This window comes from Mycobacterium sp. NS-7484, from assembly GCF_001953975.1.
Classification (GTDB): domain Bacteria; phylum Actinomycetota; class Actinomycetes; order Mycobacteriales; family Mycobacteriaceae; genus Mycobacterium.
Window position 1 is genome coordinate 1 of the sequence record NZ_MBEJ01000034.1, and the last position, 22194, is coordinate 22194.

Genomic DNA, 22194 nt, shown 5'->3' on the forward strand with positions numbered 1-22194 from the left:
GGCTCAGCCGCGGCGACCGCCTCAGCCCGCGTCGCATGCTCCAACGCATCGATCAGCGCCGCATCGGAGAGCGACGGCAGATCCAGCAATTCGAACACATGTTCGATGCTACTCTCACGCAAGCACACCAGCAACGGTTTTCACGAACAAAACCGGTTGTCGCTCACCAGGCGGGCAAATCTCGAGTCAAACCCGCTGGAGTTCAAACAGCGGAATCGCCCGGGTGGTCTTGGCCTGGTACTCGGCGAAGACGGGGGCCCGCTCGACGATCTTGGGGTACGCCGCGTCGCGCTCGTCGGCGGGCAGCTCCCGGGCCGTCACGTCGTAGGCGTCGGTGCCGATCTCGATGCGGGCCTGCGGGGTGGCCCGCAAGTTGTGCACCCACGCCGGGTCCTTGGGACCGCCGGCATACGAACCGACGATCAGCACCTTGCCGTCGATGTCCAGGTACGCCAGCGGGGACAGCCGCGGCTGACCCGATTTGGCACCGGTGGTGTGCAGCAGCAACAGCGTGCCACCCTCGAAGGGGCCGCCCACCTTGCCGCCGTTGGCCCGGAATTCCTCGACGACGTTGCGGTTGAAGTCATCGAGGGCCGCCACGTCGGCGACCAGTTCGCTCTTGTCGAAATCAGGATCGATGTCGCTCATGCCTTCTTGAGCTCCTCGGGCTTGGCGTCTATTCCCGATTCCTTGCGCTGCTGCGGGGTGATCGGCGCAGGCGCATCGGTCAGCGGGTCAACACCACCGCCGGACTTGGGGAACGCGATGACCTCACGGATCGAGTCCACGCCGGCCAGCAGCGCGGTGATCCGGTCCCAGCCGAACGCGATGCCGCCGTGCGGCGGGGCGCCGAAGGCAAAGGCATCCAACAGGAATCCGAACTTTTCCTGCGCTTCGTCGTGATCGATGCCCATCATGGCAAACACCCGCTCCTGGATGTCGCGGCGATGGATACGGATCGAGCCGCCGCCGATCTCGTTGCCGTTGCAGACGATGTCGTAGGCGTCGGACAGCGCGCTGCCGGGATCGGTATCGAAGGTGTCCTCCGATTCGACCTTCGGCGCGGTGAAGGCGTGGTGCACGGCCGTCCAGGCACCCGAACCGACGGCGACGTCGCCGGACTCCACCGCAGCGGAAGCGGGCTCGAACATCGGAAAGTCCACCACCCACGTGAACGCCCAGGCCGCCGGGTCGATCAGATCCAGGCGCTTGGCGATCTCGATGCGGGTGGCGCCCAGCAGGGCCCGCGCCGTGCGCGCCGGACCCGCCGCGAAGAACACGCAGTCACCGGGTTTGGCACCGACATGGGCGGCCAGGCCGTCGCGCTCGGCGTCGGTGAGGTTCTTGGCCACCGGTCCGCCCAGCGTGCCGTCCTCGCCCACCAGCACATAGGCCAAGCCCTTGTGGCCGCGCTGCTTGGCGAACTCCTGCCAGCCGTCGAGGGTGCGACGCGGCTGCGACGCCCCACCCTCCATCACCACAGCGCCCACGTACGGCGCCTGGAACACCCGGAACGGCGTGTCCTTGAAGTACTCCGTGCACTCGATGAGTTCGACGCCGAACCGCAGGTCGGGCTTGTCGGAGCCGAACCGGCGCATCGCCTCGTCGTAGCTGATCCGCGGCAACGGCAGCGGCAAGTCATAACCGATGGTCGACCAGACCGCCTTCAGCACCTGCTCGGCGATACCCATCACGTCGTCGGCGTCGACGAAGCTGAGCTCCATGTCGAGCTGGGTGAACTCGGGCTGGCGGTCGGCGCGGAAGTCCTCGTCGCGGTAGCACCGGGCGATCTGGTAGTAGCGCTCCATACCCGCCACCATGAGCAGCTGCTTGAACAGCTGCGGGCTCTGTGGCAGGGCGTAGAACGAGCCAGGTTGGAGCCGGGCGGGTACCAGGAAGTCGCGGGCGCCCTCCGGAGTCGACCGGGTGAGCGTCGGCGTCTCGATCTCGACGAAGTCGTGCTCGGCCAGCACCCCGCGCGCAGCCGCATTCACCTTGGAACGCAACCGGATTGCGTTGCCCGGGCCCTCACGGCGCAGATCCAGGTAGCGGTACTTGAGCCGGGCTTCCTCACCGGCCGTCTCGTCGAGTTGGAACGGCAGCGGGGCACTCTCGGACAGCACGGTCAACGAGGTGGCATTGACCTCGATCTGCCCGGTCGGGATCTCGGCGTTCTCGTTGCCCTCGGGACGGACCTCGACCACACCGGTGACGGCGATGCAGAACTCGGCGCGAAGCCGGTGGGCAGCGGCGAGAACGTCACCTTCCCGGAACACCACCTGCGACACGCCTGACGCGTCGCGCAGATCGATGAAGATCACGCCGCCGTGGTCACGGCGACGCGCCACCCACCCCGCCAATGTGACCGTTTGACCGGCATCCGCGGGCCGCAAGGAACCGGCGGCATGACTGCGCAGCACGAATACTCCTGAATGTTGACTGGTGGGACGACTGACCAGTCTAGAGACCCGTCCGGCAGGGGCGACGTGGGACGCCAGCTGAATAGACACCTTGACCTAGTCTGTCTACCCATGGCCCGGACCTACCCGTGTGAGCGTGTCGAGTTGGACTTCATCGACCGTGCACCGTTCCGCTTTGTCAGCACCGTCGATCTCGCCATCACGCCCGAGCAACTGTTCGAGGTCCTCAGCGATGCGAGCTCGTGGCCGCAGTGGGCGACGGTGATCACCAATGTGGAGTGGACGAGCCCGGAGCCTCGCGGTGTGGGCACCACCCGCACCGTCACGATGCGCGGACACATCGTGGGCGACGAGGAGTTCCTGGCGTGGGAGCCTTTCTCCCACATGGCTTTCCGGTTCAACACCAGCACGTCGAACGCGATCTCGGCGTTCGCCGAAGACTACCGCGTCGTGCCCACCGGGGAGGGCTGCCATCTGACCTGGGTCATGGCACTGAAACCCAGCGGGCTGGCGGGTCAGATCGGGATGATGCTCGGCCGGCCGGTGATGGCGTGGATGTTCCAGCGCTTCCTGCACAACCTGCGCCGGTACACCGACCAGCGTTACAACACTTAGAAGAGCTCCTGCCATACCTTGCGTCGAACCGCGTCGGGATCGGCAACGGTCTCGTCGCGCGAGGACCGGATCACCCGGGTCAGTCGCCGGGCGACGTCGTAGTGTGGCCAGTCGGCGACCTCCGCGGTGGCGAAATCGAGCCAGGTGCGCTGCATCCGCCGACCCACGGACGGCTGCACCCGCCGCCCCAACGGGTGCAGCTTACGGCCGAGGTAGGACCCGTAGCTGTGCTGGATGTGAACGATCTCGCTGCCGTGGGTGGCGCCGAGCCCCAACACCTTGAGCGTCCAGGTGGTGTGGTCGAACCGATAGGCGTGGGTGGGCGCCTGAGCGCTGTAGGCGTCGGCGAACGCCCAGGTGGGCGCGCCGAACATGACGTCGGAACCGAATGCCACCAGTGCGCGGCGGCGCGGGAATTCCGGATAGCCGGCCAGGATCCGATCCCGGACGTGCGCGGGCCGGCTGCGGAAGTAGTTTTCGACGCCGGCAAGGGTGGTCGGTAGCATCGGCGGCTTGCCCCAGGCGAACATCGACGCTTCGTGGCTGTTGGTGCCGATGATCAGCGGCACCGGCGTCACCGCCCCGGCGCGGGCAGCCTCGATCGGGTGCAGCGGCAGCAGGTCCACGCCATGCGTCAGCCCGTAGGCCAGTGTCGGAGTCTGTTGTGCGCTTTCCAGTTGCAGCTGACCGGCGGCCCGTCGCAACTGCCGCTGCGGCAAAGCCTTGAGCTGCTCGGCGCCGACGCCGAGCAACTGCATGAAGCGACGCGACTGACGTGCCCGGTCCTCGCGGTCGGCGATCAGCGGCAGGGCCGGGCTCTGCGCAATCGCCCTGGTGAACAACCCGTCGGCAGCCGGGCTGGCCAGCAGCGCCAACACCGAAGTGGCACCGGCCGATTCACCGAACACCGTCACCTGCGCGGGATCACCGCCGAATGCCGCGATGTTGTCGCGCACCCATCGCAGCGCCGCGATCTGATCACGCAGACACAGGTTGTCGTCGAATCCCTCCCCCAGATCACCGAGTTCGAATCCGCCGAACACGCCGAGCCGATAGGTGACATTGACGACCACCACGTTGCCATTGGCGGCCAGCCGCGAGCCGTTGTACAGCTGCAGCTGCCCGGCCCCGTAGACGAACGCCCCACCGGGGATCCACACCATCACCGGCAGCGATCCGCCCGTGTCCGGGGACCAGACGGTGAGGGTCAGGCACGCCTCGTCGCGGACCTTAGGATCGTCGCGGCCTCCCCCGACGAACGAGCGGCCCTGCGGCGGTAACGGCCCGTGCTCGACCGCGTCACGTACCCCGGTCCAGGGCAACACCGGCTGCGGAGCCAGGAAGCGCAGCGCACCGACAGGCTGCTGCGCATACTCCACACCCCGCCATACGCTGACCCCGCCTTCACGGGTGCCGCGTAGCCGCCCATGCGAGGTGTGGGCGATGGTCGAATGTTCCGCGACGACGGACACGCCTGAATCGTAGTGTGGGAAGCTGAACGGGCTGTGGAGCACTGACCTACCGCCGAATGCGATGGAGTGATGCGATGACCTTCAACGAGGGTATGCAGATCGACACGAGCACCACTTCCAGTTCCGGCGGTGGTCGCGGCCCGGGCCGCGGTATCGCCATTGGCGGGGGTCTCGGCGGTCTGCTGATCGTCGTGCTCGCCATGTTCCTCGGCGTCGATCCCGGCACCGTGATGCCACAGCAGCAGCAGCAAACGGACACCAGCGGTATCGGCGGCGAGGGTTTCGACCTGAGCCAGTGCAAGACCGGCGCCGACGCCAACGAGAAGGTCGAGTGCCGCGTGGTCGCGACCGGCAACTCGGTGGACGGTGTGTGGCAGCAACTGCTCAAGGGGTACACGCGTCCGCACGTGCGCTTGTTCAAGGGGCAGGTTCAGACCGGGTGCGGTCCGGCCACCAGTGACGTCGGGCCGTTCTACTGCCCGGTGGACCGCACCGCCTATTTCGACACGGACTTCTTCCAGGTGCTCGTCGACCGGTTCGGTTCCAGCGGAGGCCCACTCGCCCAGGAGTACGTGGTGGCCCACGAGTTCGGTCACCATGTGCAGAACCTGCGCGGTGTGCTCGGCCGGGCCCAGCAGGATCCGGAGGGTGCCACCGGTGGCGGCGTCCGCACCGAGCTGCAGGCCGACTGCTACGCCGGCGTCTGGGCGCATTACGCCTCGATCACTCGGCAGGAGGGCACCGACGTGCCGTTCCTGCAACCGTTGAGCGACAAGGACATCGCCGACGCGCTGTCCGCGGCCTCGTCGGTGGGCGATGATCGGATCCAGAAGCAGGCGACCGGCAGGGTCAACCCCGAAGCCTGGACCCATGGCTCCTCCGAACAACGGCAGAAGTGGTTCACCATCGGTTACCAGACCGGTGACCCGAACAAGTGCGACACCTTCGCCACCAACAACCTTGGCTAGGCCCGCCACCGCCGTCGACGAGGTAGCCGAACGTTACCTCGACACCTACGCACGGCTTGATCCTTGTGCCGCAACCGAGCTGGGCATCACCGGCCACGACGACGACGTGACCGACTACTCGCCGCAGGGGGTCGCCGCACGGGCCGAGGCAGCCCGGGCCACTTTGGCCGAGCTCGACGGGACGGCACCGGTCGACGAGGTCGACGTGGTCACCGTGGCCGCGCTACGCGAACGCCTCGGCGCGATCATCGACGTGCACGAGGCCGGACTCGATCTGGGCGAGCTCAACGTCATCGCCTCGCCGCTGCAGACCATGCGCGACGTGTTCGACCTGATGGCCACCGACACCGAGGACGACTGGGCACTGATCGCGGCGCGGCTGGCGAAGATTCCCGAACGCGCTGCCGGCTACGCCCAGGCGCTACGGGATGCCGTGCAGGCCGGCAATGCCCCGGCCCGGCGCCAAGTCACCCGCGGGGTCAGCCAGGCCCAGCAGATCGCCCGATTGTTCGCCGAGATGGGAACCGGTGCCGCGCCGGACAACCCGCGTCTCAAAACGGATCTGGAGCGGCGGGCCGAGGCCGCCGCCGACGCGTACCGGCAACTCGGCGAAACACTGCGCGAGGGCATCGCGCCGCAGGCCCGTGAAGCCGACGCCTGCGGGCGCGACACGTACCGGTTGATGTCACGGCTGTTCCTGGGCACCGAGGTCGACCTCGACGAGGCCTACGAGTGGGGCTTGAGCCTGCTCGATGCCGTTGTGGCCGAACAAGAATCGATCGCGCAGCAGCTCTACCCCGGTGCCACCGTGGCCGAGACCCTGCATCGGCTCGACGACGAGGCGCGGTACGTCATCCACGGGACCGAGGCATTGCAGGCGTGGATGCAGGAGTTGTCCGACCGCGCCGTGGAAGCACTGGCCGGCACCCACTTCGACATCGACGGCCCACTGCGCACCTTGGAGTGCCGGATCGCCCCGACTCAGACCGGCGGCATCTATTACACCGGACCGTCCGAGGATTGGACCCGGCCCGGACGCATGTGGTGGTCGGTGCCGCCCGGCGTGGAGACGTTCCACACCTGGCAGGAAACCACCACGGTCTTCCACGAGGGCGTTCCCGGTCACCACCTGCAGATCGGCCGCGCGGTGGCGTTGGCCGACCAGCTCAACCGGTGGCGCCGGCTGGGCTGCTGGGTGTCGGGCCACGGTGAGGGCTGGGCGCTGTACGCCGAGCGGTTGATGGCCGAGCTCGGCTGGCTGGACGATCCGGGTGATCGGATGGGAATGCTTGATGCCCAACGCTTCCGGGCGGCGCGCGTGGTCATCGACATCGGCGTGCACTGCGGGATGACGGCTCCAGACGGTGAGGTGTGGGACGCCGAGCGGGCCTGGAACTTCCTCACCTCGCATTCGGCAATGGCCCACGACAATCTGCGCTTCGAACTCGACCGCTACCTCGGCTGGCCCGGACAAGCCCCGTCGTACGCCATCGGACAACGAATCTGGCACGAGCTGCGCGACGATGCCCTGCGCCGCGGATCGTCGTTGCGGGAATTCCACAGCCGCGCCCTCGATCTCGGTGGGCTGCCGCTCGATGTGCTGAAAGCGGCATTGTCCGCCGACTGACTCGAAGGCTGTGATGTGATCGGGTTCACAGTCCGACGTTGTCACGGTTCGACCTGTGCGCGGTGTCAGAGAGGGTGACCACGACGGCATAGGGGGATCACCTGAACGCGACCGAGATATTCGCCCACCACCGCCCGCTGCTCTTCACGCTGGCCTACGAGATTCTGGGTAGCGCCGCAGACGCCGAAGATGTGGTGCAGGACAGCTATCTGCGCTGGATCAAGGCCGATGAGGTCACGTACCCGCACGCGTATCTGGTCCAGATCGTCACCCGCGGGGCTCTCAACGCTCTTCGCACGAGCAAACGCCGGCGCGAGGACTACGTCGGCAGTTGGCTTCCCGAGCCGATCCAGACCACACCCGATGTCAGCGAGGACGCCATCCTCGCCGAATCCGTGTCGATGGCCATGCTGCTGGTGCTGGAGACACTCAGTCCAGACGAGCGCGTGGTCTTCGTCCTCAACGAGGTATTCGGTTTCAGCCACCCCGAGATTGCCCGCGTGCTCGGCAAATCGGACGCCACGGTGCGCCAAATCGCCCATCGCGCACGCGAACACGTGCAGGCTCGACGCCGACGCTTCACGCCCGACGCTCACCTGGCACGTACCACCGTCACGACGTTTCTCCACGCTGCACACACCGGGGACATCGACGGCCTCATCGCGGTGCTGGCCCCCGAGGTCGTGGCGTTGTCCGACGGTGGCGGATACGTGTCGGCCGCGCGTCGCCCGATCGTCGGGCCGCAGCGGGTCGCACAGTTCATGGCCGGACTGGCGCAGGGCAGCATGGCCGGCTTCGACATCTCGTTCGACAGCTACAACAGCCTGCCGGCCGTCTTGTTCTCCCGCGCCGGGGCGCTGGATTCCGTGCTGCTCATCGAGGTGACGGACGGACTCATCAGCGCGCTCTACGCGATGCGCAACCCCGACAAACTCCGCAACGCCACCACTACCCGCACCGTGATTCGATCCCTGGAGGACTGATGCAGACCGTCACCGTGGAACGCACCATCGGCGCGCCTCAGGATGAAGTGTTCGACTTCATGAGCAACGCCGCCAATTTCACCCGTTCCCCACTGGTGCTCAGGCAGCGCCTGGCCGAACCCGGCCACGGCGCTGCCTACGGGCAAGGGGCGCTGCGCATCCTGCTCTGGGTGATCGGTTGGTTCCGCGAACGCGTCACCGCCTACGACGCCCCGCACTCCTTCGATTACGCCGTCGAACGCAGCTTCCCGCCCTCGGAGCATCGGCATGGTCGGGTGAGCTTCACCGCCGTGGACGGCGGCACCCACGTGGTGTGGACCACGACGTTCCGGGTCAAGTTCCCGATCGTCGGTGCCGCCCTGACCCGCTGGGTCGGACGGCCCGCCCTCACCAAGGTCTTCAACGACGTCATAAATGCCGCCGAGGCCGATCTGGCGCCCGCTACAACCGGGCGTGCTCGGAGATCTTGGTGTCGGTAGTGCGCAGCGGACGGATCAACCCGTCCTGACTGAACGATGCGATCAACTCGCCCTCTTCGGTGTGTACCGCACCGCGCACATACGACATGCCCGCGCCCACTTGAGTGCTCTCATGGCTGTAGAGCAACCAGCCGTCCCAGCGGACCGGCTCGTGGAAGCTGACCGTGACGGTCATCGGCGCGGTCGACACCGTCAGGTGGGCCTGGGCAGTGCCGATGCCTTCGTGGGCCCGCATGGTGGTCGAAATACCCAGGTGCCCGGTGAAATACGCGATCAAGGCCTTGGCCAGATCGTCGCGGGCCGGGACGGGGTCATAGTGCAGCCAGGCATACAGCTCGGGCGGCCCGACCTCGTCAGGGCTGTTGACGTCGACGACGTCGACCAGCCGCAGCTCGCGTCCGGTCATCGGCATGTGCGAGACGTTGGCATCGGCCGGCCCCGCCACCTCCGGCCGCGGCAGGTGATGCCGGATCACGTCACCGGAAGGCACGTCGGCCAGCACCGTGATGGTGATGCAGCGCTTGCCGTTCTGCGAGGCACTGATCACCGCGGTGGCCGTGGAACGCCCCTCACTGATCACGTCGATGTCGAGCTCGACCGGCGGGCCCACCAGGACGGCCCGGGCGAACACGGCATGCGCGGTGCGAATCGACTTCTCCGGAAATCGCTTTGCCGCCGCGACGATCGCCGCGCCCAGGATCTGCGTACCTTCCACCACCTGACGCTCGTCCACCCCGGCGATCCCACTCGGCACGGTGAAGCGGTTCTCTCCGGCGGGTTCTGCGTCGAACAGGTCGAGCAGCATCTGCAGCGTCCACTGCGTCGGTACGGCAGCCTCGGATTCTGTGGTCATGTTCTTCCTCTCTGTCACCCGTTGATGACTGTCTCGGCAAATTCCGAAATAGTTTGGGGCGCGGCAAAATCCGCGAACCAGACGTAGAAGCGTTCGACGCCCTGGGCGGCCAGTCCGGCGAAGTGTTCGGTGAGTACTGCGGCATCTCCGCACACCAGCCCGTCACCGAGGTGTCCGAACAGTCGCGTGCTGCGGTCTGTCACCGCCGCTCGATCCGCGCCGCGACCCACGAAACCGACCATCTGTTGCAGTGAGACACGGGCCGAGCCGACGGTCGGCAACAGGGCGGGCAGCCGGTCGAGCTGATGGGACGGGATGTTCCACCAGTCGGCGTGCGTCCGCACCAGCTCCATCATGCGTCTACCAGTTCCGCCGAGCACCAACGGAATTGGGTGTCCGGGCCGGGGTACCTGCCCACGCTCGCCGTCGCCCCAGTATTGGCCCAGCAGCTGCAGGGTCTCCCCCAGCCTGCGAACCCGTGCCGCCGCGTCCCCGGTCTCGATCCCGAATCGCTCGAACTCCCGCGGCCAGGAACCCGAACCAAGGCCAAGCTCGAACCGGCCACCGCTGGCCTCCGACAGTGTGACGGCCTGTTTCGCCAGTACCGCCGGATGCCGGAACGCGTCGCACAGCACCAGATGGCCGATCCGCAGACGCTCGGTGCGGGCAGCTACCCAGGTGGCGACAGTCATTGCCTCCCAGATGCTTTGGTGGGTGGCACCGGGCGCCTCCAAGTGATCGATAAACGCGATGCCGTCAAATCCGCTGGCCTCGGCCACCTTCGCGCGTTCGACGATGTCGCCGACGTCCAACCGCACCTGCGGCAGGAACAGAAACCACTCGCTCAATCACAACCCGCCTATTGCTTCTACAGAACCGGTAACGTCATTCTCGCAAGTGGAGCATGACGGAGGTGATGGGCGCAATGGCTAGGCCGGCCGAACGACCGTCGGAGACAACTCGCGCCGAGGCGCAGGCGGACCGGGTCCGGCGCTTCATGAAGTCGGCCCTGGCCATCCTCGGCGAGACCGGACGGACCGACTTCACCGTGCTCGAGGTGGTGGAACGCTCGAAGACCTCGCTGCGGTCGTTTTACCAGCACTTTTCCACGAAAGATGAGCTGCTGCTCGCACTCATCGACACGATCATGGCCGAGTCCACGCAGCGCTGGCGCGTCGACACCGATGGGTTGGCCGGCCCCGAGGCACTGGCGACTCTGATCGAGCGCATCACCACGCCGGCCTCCTCGAGCACCCAGGACAGCATCAATCGCGGGCTGACGTTCTACAACGACCATCTGGCCGAGTCGCTGCCACGCGAATACGCCCGGGTGCTGGCACCATTGCACCAGCTCATCGGCGACATCCTCCGTCGCGGAATGGAAACCGGCGACTTCCGCCCGGACATCGACGTGCCGACCACCGCGACGCTCGTCATGCAGTCGGTGCTGGGGGCGATGCGGCTGCGGTCCCTCGGTGTGGAGCTCAACGGCACACCCATCGACGGCGAGCACATCACGCAGTTCTGCCTCCGCGGCCTGATGGCCTGATCCCGCCTCTGACCAGTACTTTTTCCGATTGCTGAGCGATCGCCCGAATCGGCTCGTCCGTAGCTGCCACCGCGTGGTAACGTCATTACCAGTTTTGGAAACGTGACTCTTCCAGGAGGCGAACATGCCCTCACGCGAGCTTTCCTATCCGGTGTTCGACGCGGACAACCACTTCTATGAGCCCAAAGAAGCGCTGACCAAGTTCTTGCCTGAGCACCGCAAGGGCGTCATCGACTACATCGACGTGCACGGCCGCACGAAGATCGTGGTGCGCAACCAGATCAGCGACTACATTCCGAACCCCACGTTCGAGGTCGTGGCCCGGCCCGCCGCCCAGGAGGAATACTTCCGGCACGGCAGCGGCGGCAAGAGCTACCGCGAGGTGATGGGCAAGCCGATGAAGGCCATCCCCGCGTTCCGCAATCCCGAAGCGCGCCTTGAGGTTCTCGACGGCCTCGGCCTGGACTACACGATCATGTTCCCGACGCTGGCCAGCCTCGTCGAGGAACGACTCAAGGACGATCCCGACCTGATCCTCGACATCATCCACGCCCTCAACGAGTGGATGTACGAGACCTGGCAGTTCAACTACGCCGACCGCATCTTCTCCACCCCGGTCATCAATCTCGGTGTCGTCGACCGTGCCCTCGAAGAGCTCGAGTGGTGCCTGGAACGCGGCGCCAAGACCGTCCTCGTCCGTCCGGCGCCGGTGCCCGGCTACCGCGGCACCCGCTCGCTGGGTTTCCCGGAGTTCGACCCGTTCTGGGATGCCTGCGTCAAGGCCGGTATCCCGGTGTGCATGCACGCCTCCGACAGCGGATATGCCCAGTACCTCAACGATTGGGAACCGGCCGACGAGTTCCTGCCGTTCAAGCCGACGTCGTTCCGGATGGTGGCGATGGGCAAGCGGCCGATCGAAGACACCATGGCTGCGCTGGTGTGCCACGGGGCGCTGACGCGCAACCCCGATCTGCGCATCCTGTCGGTGGAGAACGGCGCCTCGTGGGTGCCCTACCTGTTCTACCAATTCAAAGACGTCTACTCGAAGATGCCGCAGGAGTTCCCGGAGGATCCGGTCGAGGCCTTCAAGCGGTGCGTGTACGTCGCCCCGTTCTGGGAGGACGACTTCAAGAAGATGGCCGATCTGTGCGGCATCGACCGCGTCATCTTCGGGTCCGACTGGCCGCACCCCGAGGGACTGGCCGATCCGATCAACCTCGTCGACGATCTGGTGGCGCACGGCCTGGATGACGAGGGCGTCCGAAAGGTCATGGGCGGCAACCTTGTCGACCTGTTCAAGGTCGAGAACAAGAAGGTTTACCGGCCCGACGTCCCGGCGCTCGTCCTGACCTGATCTAGTCCACTACTCGACAAGAAGCTGGGCCGACTACATGACCGACGTGGCAAATCCCGAACAGATGCTGTTCACCTCCACCGCGCAGGCCTTCCTGGAAAAGGAGGTGCCGCTGAGCCGGGTGCGTCAGTTGCACGACGAAGGCAACTCTTTCGACGTCCAATGGTGGGGCCGCGCAGCAGAATTGGGGTGGGCCAGCCTGTTGGTCCCCGAGGAGCTCGGTGGTGGCAGCCCCTCCGGGGACGGTGTGACCGACCTGGCTCTGCTGGCCGAACAGTTGGGCCACGCCGTCACCCCTGGCCCGCTGCATCCGGTCAGTACCGTGCTGGCCGGCCTGGTCGAAGCACCAAGCGGTCATGAGGAATTGATCGAATCGCTGGTGTCCGGGGAAACCGTGGCGTCCTGGGCGGTCTACGAGCCCAACCAGCCGTTCGATGCCCTGCGGTCGGCCGTCGATGTCTCCACGACGGCCACCCGCACGGGGTCGGGCTACCGCATCGACGGCATCAAGGACCGGGTCGAGGCCGGGGACCGCAGTGGCACGCTGTTGGTGGTTGCGGTGTGTGACGGGCAGATCCGGCAGTTCGTGGTACCGAGCGATGCCGCCGGAGTCACCGTCACCACCCAGAGCTCGGTCGATCTGGTCAAGCGTTATGCCAGAGTGCAATTCGACGGTGTCGAGGTCGGCGAATCCGCCGCCGTGGGCACCGCCGAGCAGACACCGGCCATCCTCGAACGCCAGCGCCAGGTGGCCCTGCTGCTGCAGTGCGCCGAGATCGTCGGAATCCTCGATGCCGTGCTCACGATGACCAACCAGTGGCTCATAGACCGACACAGCTTCGGCCGGCCGCTGGCCTCCTACCAGGCCCTCAAGCATCGTGCCGCCGACATGAAAATGTGGTTCGAAGCTGCTCGGGCCACCACAGCGGGGGCCGTGGCGGCGGTGGCCGAACGCTCCGCCGAGGCGCCGAAGCTCGTGAGTGTGGCGAAAGCCTATGTGGCCGAACGTGCCCCGGTGATGCTGCAGGACTGTGTGCAGTTGCACGGCGGCATCGGGGTGACGTGGGAACACGATCTGCATCTGTATCTGCGGCGGGTTGCCCTGTACCGGGCGATGTACGGCTCGCCCGAGGACCACCATCGCGCCGTGTACGCGCTGAGCCGCAAGAACCGCGCAGCCGAGGAAGTTGGGGTATGACCGACACCGTGAGCACCACCGCCACCACAGAGTCTGTCGAGGAGTTCGCGCTGCGCGCCCGGACGTGGCTGGCCGAGAACATGCCCTCCATCGATCCGGAAAACCCGCCGTTCGCCGTGCGGGCCGAGTCGGAGTCTTGGGAGCGCGCAAAGGAACTGCAGAAGCGTCTGTACGCGGGCGGGTTCGCCGGCATCTGCTTCCCGCGCGAGTACGGCGGCCTGGGCCTGGATTACGCCTACCAGCAAGCGTTCAACGACGAGTGCGTGAACTACGAGATGCCGTTGATCCTCAACACCCCGTCGTTCACCATCTGCGCCGCGACGATTCTCGACATGGGTAGCGTTGAACAGAAGCGCGACCGCATCTCGGCAGCCATCCGCGGTGACGAGGTGCTCTGCCAGCTGTTGTCCGAGCCCAGCGGCGGCTCGGATCTGGCCGGTGTCATCACCCGCGCCGAGCTCCGCGGCGATACGTGGATCATCAACGGCGCCAAGACCTGGAGCACCAGTGCATTTGCCGCCGACTACGGGCTGATGCTGGCCCGTACCGACTGGACCGTACCCAAACACGAGGGCCTGACAATGTTCCTGGTGCCGCTGAACGCGCCGGGTATCACGATGCGCCGTATCACCGAGGTGAACGGCAACGAGGAGTTCTGCGAGGAGTTCTTCGACAACCTGGAACTGCCCGCGGACGCCGTAGTGGGCGAGGTCAACGATGGCTGGACCGTCGCCTCGCGTCAGCTGCATCACGAACGGCGGGCGGTCGGTGGCGGATCCGAGTTCGCCAGCGGGACCGGGGCCGAGAACGCGAACGAGATGCCGCCAGACCACGTCGGGCTGGCCGAGGCCACCGGCCAGGGCGACGACGCCCGGGTGCAGGATCTGGCCGGCCGGGCTCTGGTGCGCCGCATCGTCAAGAAACAGCTCATCGACCACGTCGGCAAGGCGATCGGAAACGGTTCGCTGCCACCGAATGCGGGCACATTGATCCGGCTGTTCCACGCCGAGACCACCGAACTAGAGGTAGATACCGCGTTGGCCATCGCCGGCACCGCCGGGGTCGTCGACGAGGGCTCGGGCGACGTCCCGAGTCTGCTCGACATCGGCGTGCGCTACCTGTCCCGGCAGACCGGGTCGTTGGGCGGCGGCAGCTCCGAGATGGCACGCAACGTCATCGGCGAGCGGATCCTGGGCTTCCCGCGCGAGCACGCCGCCGACCGGGGCGTGCCGTTCAATCAGGTCAAGCGCAACAAGAGCTGACCTCTCTGGGCCAGCAACGTCAGAACAGCGTCGGCTGCGCGACCGCCGGCTCCGGAACAGTCGCCGAAGCCGGCACCGGCATCGTGCGCGCCAAACCGTGGCGGGCAACCAGCGGCGCCACGCGCCGGCGCAGCGTGTCGCGATAGTCCTGCGGCAGATAGGCGCCGCGGCGGTACAACCGCTGGTAATCCTTGAGCAGTTCGGGATGATCGCGCTGCAGCCACGACATGAACCAGCCGCGCGTCGTGCCCCGCAGATGCAGACCGAACACCGTCACACTGTTGGCCCCGGCCACGGCGATCCGGCCGAGTAAATCGTCGAGGTGCTCGACCGAATCGGTGAGATACGGCAGCACCGGCGCGACCATCACATGGCACGAGAGCCCGGCGTCGCGAATCGCCGCAATGAGGCCCAGCCGCGCTTCGGGTGAGGGAGTGCCGGGTTCGACCGCGCGGTGCAACTCGGGATCGCCGACCGCCAACGACACCGCGACGCTCACGTCGACGCGGTGCGACGCCTCGGTGATCTGTGGCAGGTCCCGTCGCAGCAACGTGCCCTTGGTGAGGATGGAAAAGGGTGTCCCCGAATCAGACAGCGCCGCAATGATTCCCGGCATCAGGGCGTACCTGCCTTCGGCGCGCTGATAGGGATCGGTGTTGGTGCCGAGCGCGACCGTCTCGCGCGTCCAGGAGCGGCGGCGCAACTCACGGGCCAGCACCTCGGCGACGTTGGTCTTGACCACCACCTGGGTGTCGAAGTCCGTGCCGCTGTCGAACTCGAGGTACTCGTGGGTGGGCCGGGCGAAGCAGTAACGGCAGGCATGGCTGCAGCCGCGATACCCGTTGACGGTGTACCGGAACGGCAGCATCGATGCCGCAGGCACTTTGTTCAGCGCCGACTTACACAGCACCTCGTGAAAAGTGATGCCTTCGAATTGGGGGGTACGCACGCTGCGGACGAAACCGAGCCGCTGCAGACCGGGCAGCGCCCCGTCGTCGACGCGCACCGCCTGGCCATCCCACCGCATACGGTCATCGAACAACTGTTCGATGTCTATGTCAAGCAATTCCCCGAGTGTCGCCGCCGACTGGGACTGGGTGCGCCGATGCCGCGGTTTCGGGTACGGCATCGGCGCGCGCCGAGGGCGCTTGCCCAGTCAATTGCACTTCGGACCGGAAGCGGAACCGCTCCGTCGTGCACATGACCATCGAACAACAGTTCGAGCGCGCGGTCAAGGCAGTTCCCAGTTCGTGGGAACCGCAGCCCAGATTGGTCAGATCACCACTGGCCGAGCTGGCAGCGCGGACTGTAGGGATGGTCGTTCTGGACGGCGATCTGGCCGTCGACGGCGATCTCGCAGTGCGCGTTGGGTTGGGCCCGGCCGCCGTGGGTGGTGCTCGCGACCGTGAAGATCGCCCACTGCGGGTCGGCGAGGGTCGTCTCGAACACCCACGGCGCATCAGGGCCGACGTTCACCGTCGCCTTCTGCAGGTACTTGTACGCGTCAGCGTTGTAGGCGTCCTTGCTCGGCGGCTGCGCCGTCAGGTAGTAGAGGTCAAATTCGTAAGGTGCGCCGGAGGTCAGCGTGTACGTGACCTTGTGGCCCTGGGCATCCGGTTCCGCGTACGACGTTGCGTTCGAGACCGCCATACCCGCAGCTGCCAGAACCAGCGCCGCACCGACCGTGGTTGTCGCTTTTCGCATATTCGTCATACTCGTCATATCCGTGCACGCTACCGCCTTGTTACCAGATGTGGCGGGCCGGTGGCCGGCATCTACCTGCCGACAACGTCGGAAATCTGTTCACGCTGGGAACACGGCCGTCATCGGCAGGTAACAAGCCGCTCTTAATTTTTCCGGCATGACACAGGACCTCGGCAGCAAGCCGGCGGATGAAACCGTCGAGGACCGCCTCGACACCATGAACGCCACCAGGGAAACCCTGGAGGACTACACCTTGCGGTTCGCGCCGCGCAGCTACCGGAAATGGTCGACCCGCGTGGTGGGGATCTCGGCCCTCGGCGGCATCGCCTACCTGGCCGACTTCGCGATCGGCGCCAACATCGGCATCTCCTACGGCACCACCAACGCGCTGTGGGGCATCCTGATTTTCGCGGTCGTCGTCGTCTTCACCGGATTCCCGGTCGCCTACTATTCCGCGCGCTACAACATCGACCTCGATCTCGTCACGCGCGGTAGCGGATTCGGCTACTACGGCTCCGTCGTCACCAACGTCATCTTCGCGACGTTCACCTTCATCTTCTTCGCCCTCGAAGGCTCGATCATGGCCCAGGGCCTCGAGTTGGGCCTCCACATCCCGCTGCCGCTGGGCTATGCGGTCTCCACCCTGGTCATCTTTCCGCTCGTCATCTATGGCATGAAAGCGCTTTCCACACTGCAGGTCTGGACGACGCCGCTGTGGCTGGTCCTGATGGTCGCGCCGTTCGTCTATCTCGTGGTGAGCCATCCGGAGTCGGTCGGCCAGTTCTTCGCCTATCAGGGCGAAAACGGGGTCAAGGGCTTCGATCTCGGCTCGACCCTGCTGGCCGCGGGTGTGTGTCTGTCGCTCATCGCCCAGATCGCCGAACAGAATGACTACCTACGTTTCATGCCGCCGCTCACGCCGGAGAACAAGCGCAGTTGGTGGACCTGGATGATCCTGGCCGGGCCGGGTTGGGTGTTCTTCGGTGCCGTCAAGCAGATCGTCGGACTCTTCCTCGCGGTCTACCTCATCGCCAACGTCGCCGACAGTGCCGGAATCGCCAACCAGCCCGTGCACCAGTTCCTGGAGATCTACGAGAACTTCCTGCCCGGATGGCTGGCGATGACACTCGCCGTCGTCCTCGTGGTGATCAGCCAGATCAAGATCAACGTCACGAACGCGTACTCGGGTTCACTGGCATGGACGAATGCGTTCACCCGCGTCACCAAGCACTATCCCGGACGTCTGGTGTTCCTCGGACTGAACCTGTTGATCGCGCTGATCCTGATGGAAGCCAACATGTTCGACTTCCTCAACACCATCCTGGGCTTCTATGCCAACTGCGGCATGGCGTGGGTGGTCGTGGTCGCCAGCGACATCGTGTTCAACAAGTACCTGCTCAAGCTGTCACCGAAGGAGCCCGAGTTCCGCCGCGGCATGCTGTACGCATTCAACCCCGTCGGTTTCGGTTCGATGCTGGTTGCCGCCGGGCTGTCGGTGCTCGCGTTCTTCGGCGGACTCGGCGAGGCCATCCGGCCGTACTCGCCGCTCGTGGCGATCGGCCTGGCACTGGTGTTGCCGCCGATCATCGCCGTCGCCACCAAGGGCAGGTACTACCTGCGCCGCACCGACGACGGCATCGACCTGCCGATGTTCGACGAATTCGGCAACCCGTCCGGTGCGCATCTCAAATGCCATGTCTGCCACCACGATTACGAACGTCCGGACATGCTCAAGTGTGAGACGCACGATGCCTTCGTGTGCTCTCTGTGCGTGAGCACCGACAAGGTCGCCGACCACGTGCTGCCCGCCGGCGGAAGCTAGCGGGCGAGGCGAGAAAGCACCTCGGCCACAACGGAATCGGCGGGGACATCGACCTGGTCCCCGGTCGCGAGATCCTTGAGGCCGATGGTTCCTGCGTCGATGTCGCGGTCGCCGGCCACCAGCGCGTACTTCGCGCCGGAGCGGTCGGCGGCCTTCATCGCGCCCTTGAGCCCACGGTCTCCGTAAGCCAGGTCCACCCGCACCCCGTCGGCCCGCAACCGCGCGGCCAGTTTCGCCAGCTCGAGCTTGGCGGCGTCGCCCAGGGGCACACCGAACACCTCGACCCCGCCCGCCCCGGCCACCGTCTTGCCCTCGGCCTGCAACGCCAGCAGCGTGCGGTCCACCCCGAGCCCGAACCCGATCCCCGAAACGTCCTGCCCGCCGAGCTGGGCCATCAACCCGTCATAGCGCCCACCGCCGCCGATGCCGGACTGCGCGCCAAGGCCGTCGTGCACGAACTCGAACGTGGTCTTGGTGTAGTAGTCGAGCCCGCGCACCATCCGCGGGTTGATCACATACGGCACCCCGAGCGCATCCAGGTGTGCCAGCACCACCTCGAAGTGGGCCTTGGCGCTGTCGGACAGGTGGTCGAGCATCAGCGGCGCATCCGCCGTCATCTCCCGCACGTGCGGGCGCTTGTCGTCGAGCACGCGCAGCGGATTGATCTCGGCGCGGCGCCGGGTGTCCTCGTCCAGATCGAGCTTGAACAGGAACTCCTGCAACAGCTCCCGATAGGCGGGGCGGCAGGTGTCGTCACCCAGCGAGGTGATCTCGAGCCGGAAGCCGTCTAGCCCCAACGACCGGAAACCCGCGTCGGCCACCGCGATCACCTCGGCGTCCAGCGCGGGATCGTCGACGCCGATCGCCTCGACACCGACCTGCTGGAGCTGACGATAGCGGCCGGCCTGCGGACGTTCGTAGCGGAAGAACGGCCCGGCGTAGCAGAGCTTGACCGGCAGCGCGCCGCGGTCCAGGCGGTGCTGGATCACCGCGCGGATGACGCCGGCGGTGCCCTCGGGCCGCAGCGTCACCGAGCGATCGCCGCGGTCGGCGAACGTGTACATCTCCTTGGACACCACATCGGTCGACTCCCCCACCCCGCGCGCAAAGAGCGCGGTGTCCTCGAAGATCGGCAACTCGATGTCGCCGTAGCCGGCGCGACGCGCCGACGCCAGCAGACCGTCGCGGACCGCGACGAATTGCGCCGACTCCGGCGGGAGGTAGTCGGGCACGCCCTTGGGCGCCTGGAATGCAGAAGTCACAGAGTCAAACCTTCGAGAAACGGGTTGGTACGGCGTTCGTGCCCGATCGTCGAGCTCGGGCCGTGTCCTGGTAATACCACGGTGTCGTCGTCGAGTACCAACAGCTTTGTCACGATCGAGGTGAGCAGGTCACGTCCGCTGCCACCGGGCAGGTCGGTGCGGCCCACAGAGGACCGGAACAGCGTATCGCCCGTGAACACGGTCTGGGCGGCCGACGCTTTCTCCGGGCCGGCTTTCTCTGGGCCGCCGGAGACCCGGAACACCACCGAGCCGCGCGTGTGTCCGGGCGTGTGGTCGACGGTGACCGCGACGCCGCCGAAATCGAGGGTTACGCCGTCGCGGTCCAGTTCGATGAGCTGTTTGGGCTCGGAGAACAATGCGCCGAAGGCGAGCTGCGCCAGTCGGGGCCCGAACCCTTTGATCGGATCAGTCAGCATGAATCGGTCTTCGGGGTGGATGTAGGCGGGGCAGCCATAGGTATCGGCCACCTTCTGGGCCGACCAGATGTGATCGACATGACCATGCGTGAGCAGGACCGCAGCCGGGGTGAGTCGGTTCTCGTCCAGGATGCGGCGCAGCCGGTCCATGGCCCGCTGCCCCGGGTCGACGACGATTGCGTCGGATCCTGGCCGCTGCGCCAGGACGTAGCAGTTACACGCCAGCATCCCGGCCGGAAATCCGGTGATGAACACAGTGCCAGTTTCCCATGGCCGCGGGTCGAGAAGCCCACACCGCCGATCGCCTGGCAGACTCGTGACGACCCAACCGCACACGAGGAGGACTGCCGCGGTGCCGACCAACGAAGAACGTCGTGCGACGGCCAAACGCAAGCTGGAGCAACAGCTGGAGCGTCGCGCCGCCCAGGAACGCAAGCGACGCATCGTGACCATCGCGGGGTCCGTGGTGGCGGCCATCGTCGTGATCGGCGCCGTCGTGGCGACGTTCGTGTTCACCGGCAAGGATTCGGGCAGTACCACCGCCTCGGCGGACTCCACCACCGCGTCCTCGGGAGCCCCCGCCCAGCCTGCCGCCGACGGCCAGTTGCCGGCCTTCGTCGCACCCGCCGACCTCGGCGCCAACTGCCAGTACCCGCCGGCCGCCGCGGCCAGCAAGCAGGTGGAGCCGCCGCGCACCGGCAAGGTTCCCACCGATCCGGCCACGGTGAGCGTCAGCATGGTCACCACCCAGGGCAACATCGGCCTGCAACTGGACAACGCCAAGGCGCCGTGCACCGTGAACAGCTTCGCCAGCCTGGCCTCGCAGAACTACTTCAACGACACCCCGTGCCACCGCCTGACCACGGGTGGTCTGTCGGTGCTGCAGTGCGGTGACCCGACCGGGCAGGGCACCGGCGGCCCCGGCTACCAGTTCGCCAACGAGTACCCGACCAACCAGTACCAGCCGGACAACCCGGCGCTGCAGCAGCCGGTGACCTATCCGCGCGGCACACTGGCCATGGCCAACGCCGGTCCCAACACCAACGGAAGCCAGTTCTTCCTGGTGTACCAGGACTCGCAACTGCCCCCGAACTACACCGTGTTCGGCAAGATCGACGAGACCGGGCTGGCCACCCTCGACAAGATCGCCGCGGCCGGGGTGGCCGGCGGTGGACCGGACGGCAAGCCGGCGCTCGACGTTGAGCTGAAGTCCGTGGCCCTCGACTAGGTCGCCGAGCCGTTGACCGTCCTGCCCCCGTACGGCGGTTACCCACCGCAGGCCCGTACCAACGGCATGGCGGTCGCCGCACTGGTGTGCGCATGCGTGTTCGCACCATTGGGCATCGTCTTTGGACACATCTCGCTCTCACAGCTCAACCGCAGCGGTGAACAGGGCCGCGGTCTGGCGATCGCGGGCCTGATCATCGGCTACGTGATGACCGCGCTGTCGATCTTGCTGGTGGGGGTACTGGTGATGTTCGTCGTCTTCATCGCCCGCACCGCGGAAGGTGTCTCGACGCAGGACCGCCGCACCACTTCGGCCGCCTCGGACCTGCCGCCGTTCGCACCACCGCAGAACCTCGGCGCCAACTGCCAGTACCCGCCGACCACCGAACCGGCCACCACGCCGGTCAAACCGCCGCGGACCGGCACGGTGCCGACCGACCCGGCCAACGTCGAAGCCGGAATCGTCTCCAACCGCGGCAGCATCGGCCTCACGCTGGCCAACGGCAAAGCGCCGTGCACGGTGAACAACTTCGCCAGCCTGGCCTCTCAGGGATTCTTCGACGGCACCCGGTGTCACCGGCTGACCACCGGAGATCTCGCGGCGCTGCACTGCGGTGACCCATCGGGCAGCGGCACCGGCGGGCCCGGTTACCGGTTCCCCAACGAGTACCCGACCAACCAGTACCGGCTCTCCGACCCAGCGTTGCGCCGGCCGGTGATCTATCCGCGCGGCACGGTGGCGATGGCGAATTCCGGGACCGGCACCAACGGCAGCCAGTTCTTCCTGGTGTACCAGGATTCGTGGTTGCCACCGACGTACACCGTGTTCGGCACCGTCGACACGACCGGGCTGGCCACCCTCGACAAGATCGCCGCGGCCGGGGTGGCCGGCGGCGGCACGGACGGCCGACCCGCGATGGAGACCGAACTGCTGTCGGTGAGCGCGGACTGACGCCCGCGCC

General features: G+C 66.5%; 21 protein-coding genes. 12 read left to right on the top strand and 9 right to left on the bottom strand.

Annotated features, from left to right (window positions below; translation table 11 throughout):
• Positions 1-186: 186 nt before the first annotated feature.
• Both A5733_RS07935 and aspS read right to left on the bottom strand, forming a co-directional pair.
• Positions 187-648 (bottom strand): nitroreductase family deazaflavin-dependent oxidoreductase, encoded by a 462-nt coding sequence (locus tag A5733_RS07935; protein WP_076239735.1) that lies wholly within the window; start codon positions 646-648, stop codon positions 187-189.
• Positions 645-2420, bottom strand: coding sequence for an aspartate--tRNA ligase (gene aspS / locus A5733_RS07940; protein WP_076239736.1), 1776 nt, complete (start codon positions 2418-2420; stop codon positions 645-647). Before aspS ends, A5733_RS07935 begins: the two co-directional genes overlap by 4 nt.
• A gap of 111 nt (positions 2421-2531) precedes the next feature.
• On the opposite strand from aspS, the gene A5733_RS07945 reads away from it, so the two are divergent.
• Positions 2532-3035 (top strand): SRPBCC family protein, encoded by a 504-nt coding sequence (locus A5733_RS07945; protein WP_067763887.1) that lies wholly within the window; start codon positions 2532-2534, stop codon positions 3033-3035.
• Here A5733_RS07945 and A5733_RS07950 read toward each other — a convergent pair.
• The gene (locus A5733_RS07950) at positions 3032-4507 is read right to left on the bottom strand and encodes a carboxylesterase/lipase family protein (RefSeq protein WP_076239755.1); all 1476 of its coding nucleotides are present in this window, start codon (positions 4505-4507) and stop codon (positions 3032-3034) included. The genes A5733_RS07945 and A5733_RS07950 overlap by 4 nt on opposite strands.
• 74 nt (positions 4508-4581) lie before the next feature.
• On the opposite strand from A5733_RS07950, the gene A5733_RS07955 reads away from it, so the two are divergent.
• From A5733_RS07955 to A5733_RS07970, 4 genes are all read left to right on the top strand, one after another.
• Positions 4582-5475: a neutral zinc metallopeptidase gene (locus tag A5733_RS07955; protein WP_076239737.1), complete on the top strand. Its 894-nt coding sequence runs from the start codon at positions 4582-4584 to the stop codon at positions 5473-5475.
• Positions 5468-7102: a DUF885 domain-containing protein gene (locus A5733_RS07960; protein ID WP_076239738.1), complete on the top strand. Its 1635-nt coding sequence runs from the start codon at positions 5468-5470 to the stop codon at positions 7100-7102. Before A5733_RS07955 ends, A5733_RS07960 begins: the two co-directional genes overlap by 8 nt.
• A gap of 101 nt (positions 7103-7203) precedes the next feature.
• Positions 7204-8085 carry an RNA polymerase sigma-70 factor gene (locus A5733_RS07965; RefSeq protein ID WP_076239739.1) on the top strand — a complete coding sequence of 294 codons (882 nt, stop codon included), beginning with the start codon at positions 7204-7206 and terminating at the stop codon, positions 8083-8085.
• Positions 8085-8564 (top strand): SRPBCC family protein, encoded by a 480-nt coding sequence (locus tag A5733_RS07970; protein ID WP_076239740.1) that lies wholly within the window; start codon positions 8085-8087, stop codon positions 8562-8564. Before A5733_RS07965 ends, A5733_RS07970 begins: the two co-directional genes overlap by 1 nt.
• Here A5733_RS07970 and A5733_RS07975 read toward each other — a convergent pair.
• The gene (locus A5733_RS07975; RefSeq protein ID WP_076239741.1) at positions 8527-9417 is read right to left on the bottom strand and encodes an acyl-CoA thioesterase II; all 891 of its coding nucleotides are present in this window, start codon (positions 9415-9417) and stop codon (positions 8527-8529) included. The genes A5733_RS07970 and A5733_RS07975 overlap by 38 nt on opposite strands.
• Before the next feature lie 14 nt (positions 9418-9431).
• Positions 9432-10265 (bottom strand): LLM class flavin-dependent oxidoreductase, encoded by an 834-nt coding sequence (locus A5733_RS07980; protein WP_076239742.1) that lies wholly within the window; start codon positions 10263-10265, stop codon positions 9432-9434.
• A 77-nt stretch (positions 10266-10342) separates the two neighbouring features.
• Here A5733_RS07980 and A5733_RS07985 point away from each other — a divergent pair, with 77 nt between their 5' ends.
• The 4 genes from A5733_RS07985 (at position 10343) to A5733_RS08000 (ending at position 14780) form a co-directional block, all read left to right on the top strand.
• Positions 10343-10966, top strand: coding sequence for a TetR/AcrR family transcriptional regulator (locus A5733_RS07985; protein WP_076239756.1), 624 nt, complete (start codon positions 10343-10345; stop codon positions 10964-10966).
• A gap of 124 nt (positions 10967-11090) precedes the next feature.
• Positions 11091-12320 carry an amidohydrolase family protein gene (locus A5733_RS07990; protein ID WP_076239743.1) on the top strand — a complete coding sequence of 410 codons (1230 nt, stop codon included), beginning with the start codon at positions 11091-11093 and terminating at the stop codon, positions 12318-12320.
• Between the two features lie 37 nt (positions 12321-12357).
• A complete protein-coding gene (locus A5733_RS07995; RefSeq protein WP_076239744.1) occupies positions 12358-13518 on the top strand; it encodes an acyl-CoA dehydrogenase family protein in 1161 nt (386 codons plus the stop codon).
• Complete coding sequence (locus tag A5733_RS08000) at positions 13515-14780, top strand: acyl-CoA dehydrogenase family protein (protein WP_076239745.1); 1266 nt, start codon at positions 13515-13517, stop codon at positions 14778-14780. Before A5733_RS07995 ends, A5733_RS08000 begins: the two co-directional genes overlap by 4 nt.
• A gap of 19 nt (positions 14781-14799) precedes the next feature.
• Here A5733_RS08000 and A5733_RS08005 read toward each other — a convergent pair whose 3' ends face one another.
• Together A5733_RS08005 and A5733_RS08010 are read right to left on the bottom strand one after the other, a co-directional pair.
• Complete coding sequence (locus A5733_RS08005; RefSeq protein ID WP_076239757.1) at positions 14800-15807, bottom strand: Rv2578c family radical SAM protein; 1008 nt, start codon at positions 15805-15807, stop codon at positions 14800-14802.
• A 251-nt stretch (positions 15808-16058) separates the two neighbouring features.
• Entirely contained in the window at positions 16059-16493 is a 435-nt protein-coding gene (locus tag A5733_RS08010) for a hypothetical protein (protein WP_067763864.1), read from the bottom strand.
• Between the two features lie 208 nt (positions 16494-16701).
• On the opposite strand from A5733_RS08010, the gene A5733_RS08015 reads away from it, so the two are divergent.
• On the top strand, positions 16702-18306 hold the full coding sequence (locus tag A5733_RS08015; protein WP_197508151.1) for a cytosine permease: 1605 nt from the start codon (positions 16702-16704) through the stop codon (positions 18304-18306).
• Here A5733_RS08015 and hisS read toward each other — a convergent pair.
• Together hisS and A5733_RS08025 are read right to left on the bottom strand one after the other, a co-directional pair.
• Positions 18303-19568: a histidine--tRNA ligase gene (hisS, locus tag A5733_RS08020; RefSeq protein ID WP_076239746.1), complete on the bottom strand. Its 1266-nt coding sequence runs from the start codon at positions 19566-19568 to the stop codon at positions 18303-18305. The two genes, A5733_RS08015 and hisS, sit on opposite strands and share 4 nt — an antisense overlap.
• Complete coding sequence (locus A5733_RS08025) at positions 19565-20260, bottom strand: MBL fold metallo-hydrolase (RefSeq protein WP_076239747.1); 696 nt, start codon at positions 20258-20260, stop codon at positions 19565-19567. Before A5733_RS08025 ends, hisS begins: the two co-directional genes overlap by 4 nt.
• A gap of 97 nt (positions 20261-20357) precedes the next feature.
• Between A5733_RS08025 and A5733_RS08030 the strand changes: the two genes are divergently transcribed.
• Both A5733_RS08030 and A5733_RS08035 read left to right on the top strand, forming a co-directional pair.
• Positions 20358-21233 (top strand): peptidylprolyl isomerase, encoded by an 876-nt coding sequence (locus A5733_RS08030; RefSeq protein WP_076239748.1) that lies wholly within the window; start codon positions 20358-20360, stop codon positions 21231-21233.
• Between the two features lie 66 nt (positions 21234-21299).
• Positions 21300-22184 (top strand): peptidylprolyl isomerase, encoded by an 885-nt coding sequence (locus tag A5733_RS08035; RefSeq protein WP_083666044.1) that lies wholly within the window; start codon positions 21300-21302, stop codon positions 22182-22184.
• Positions 22185-22194 lie beyond the last annotated feature (10 nt).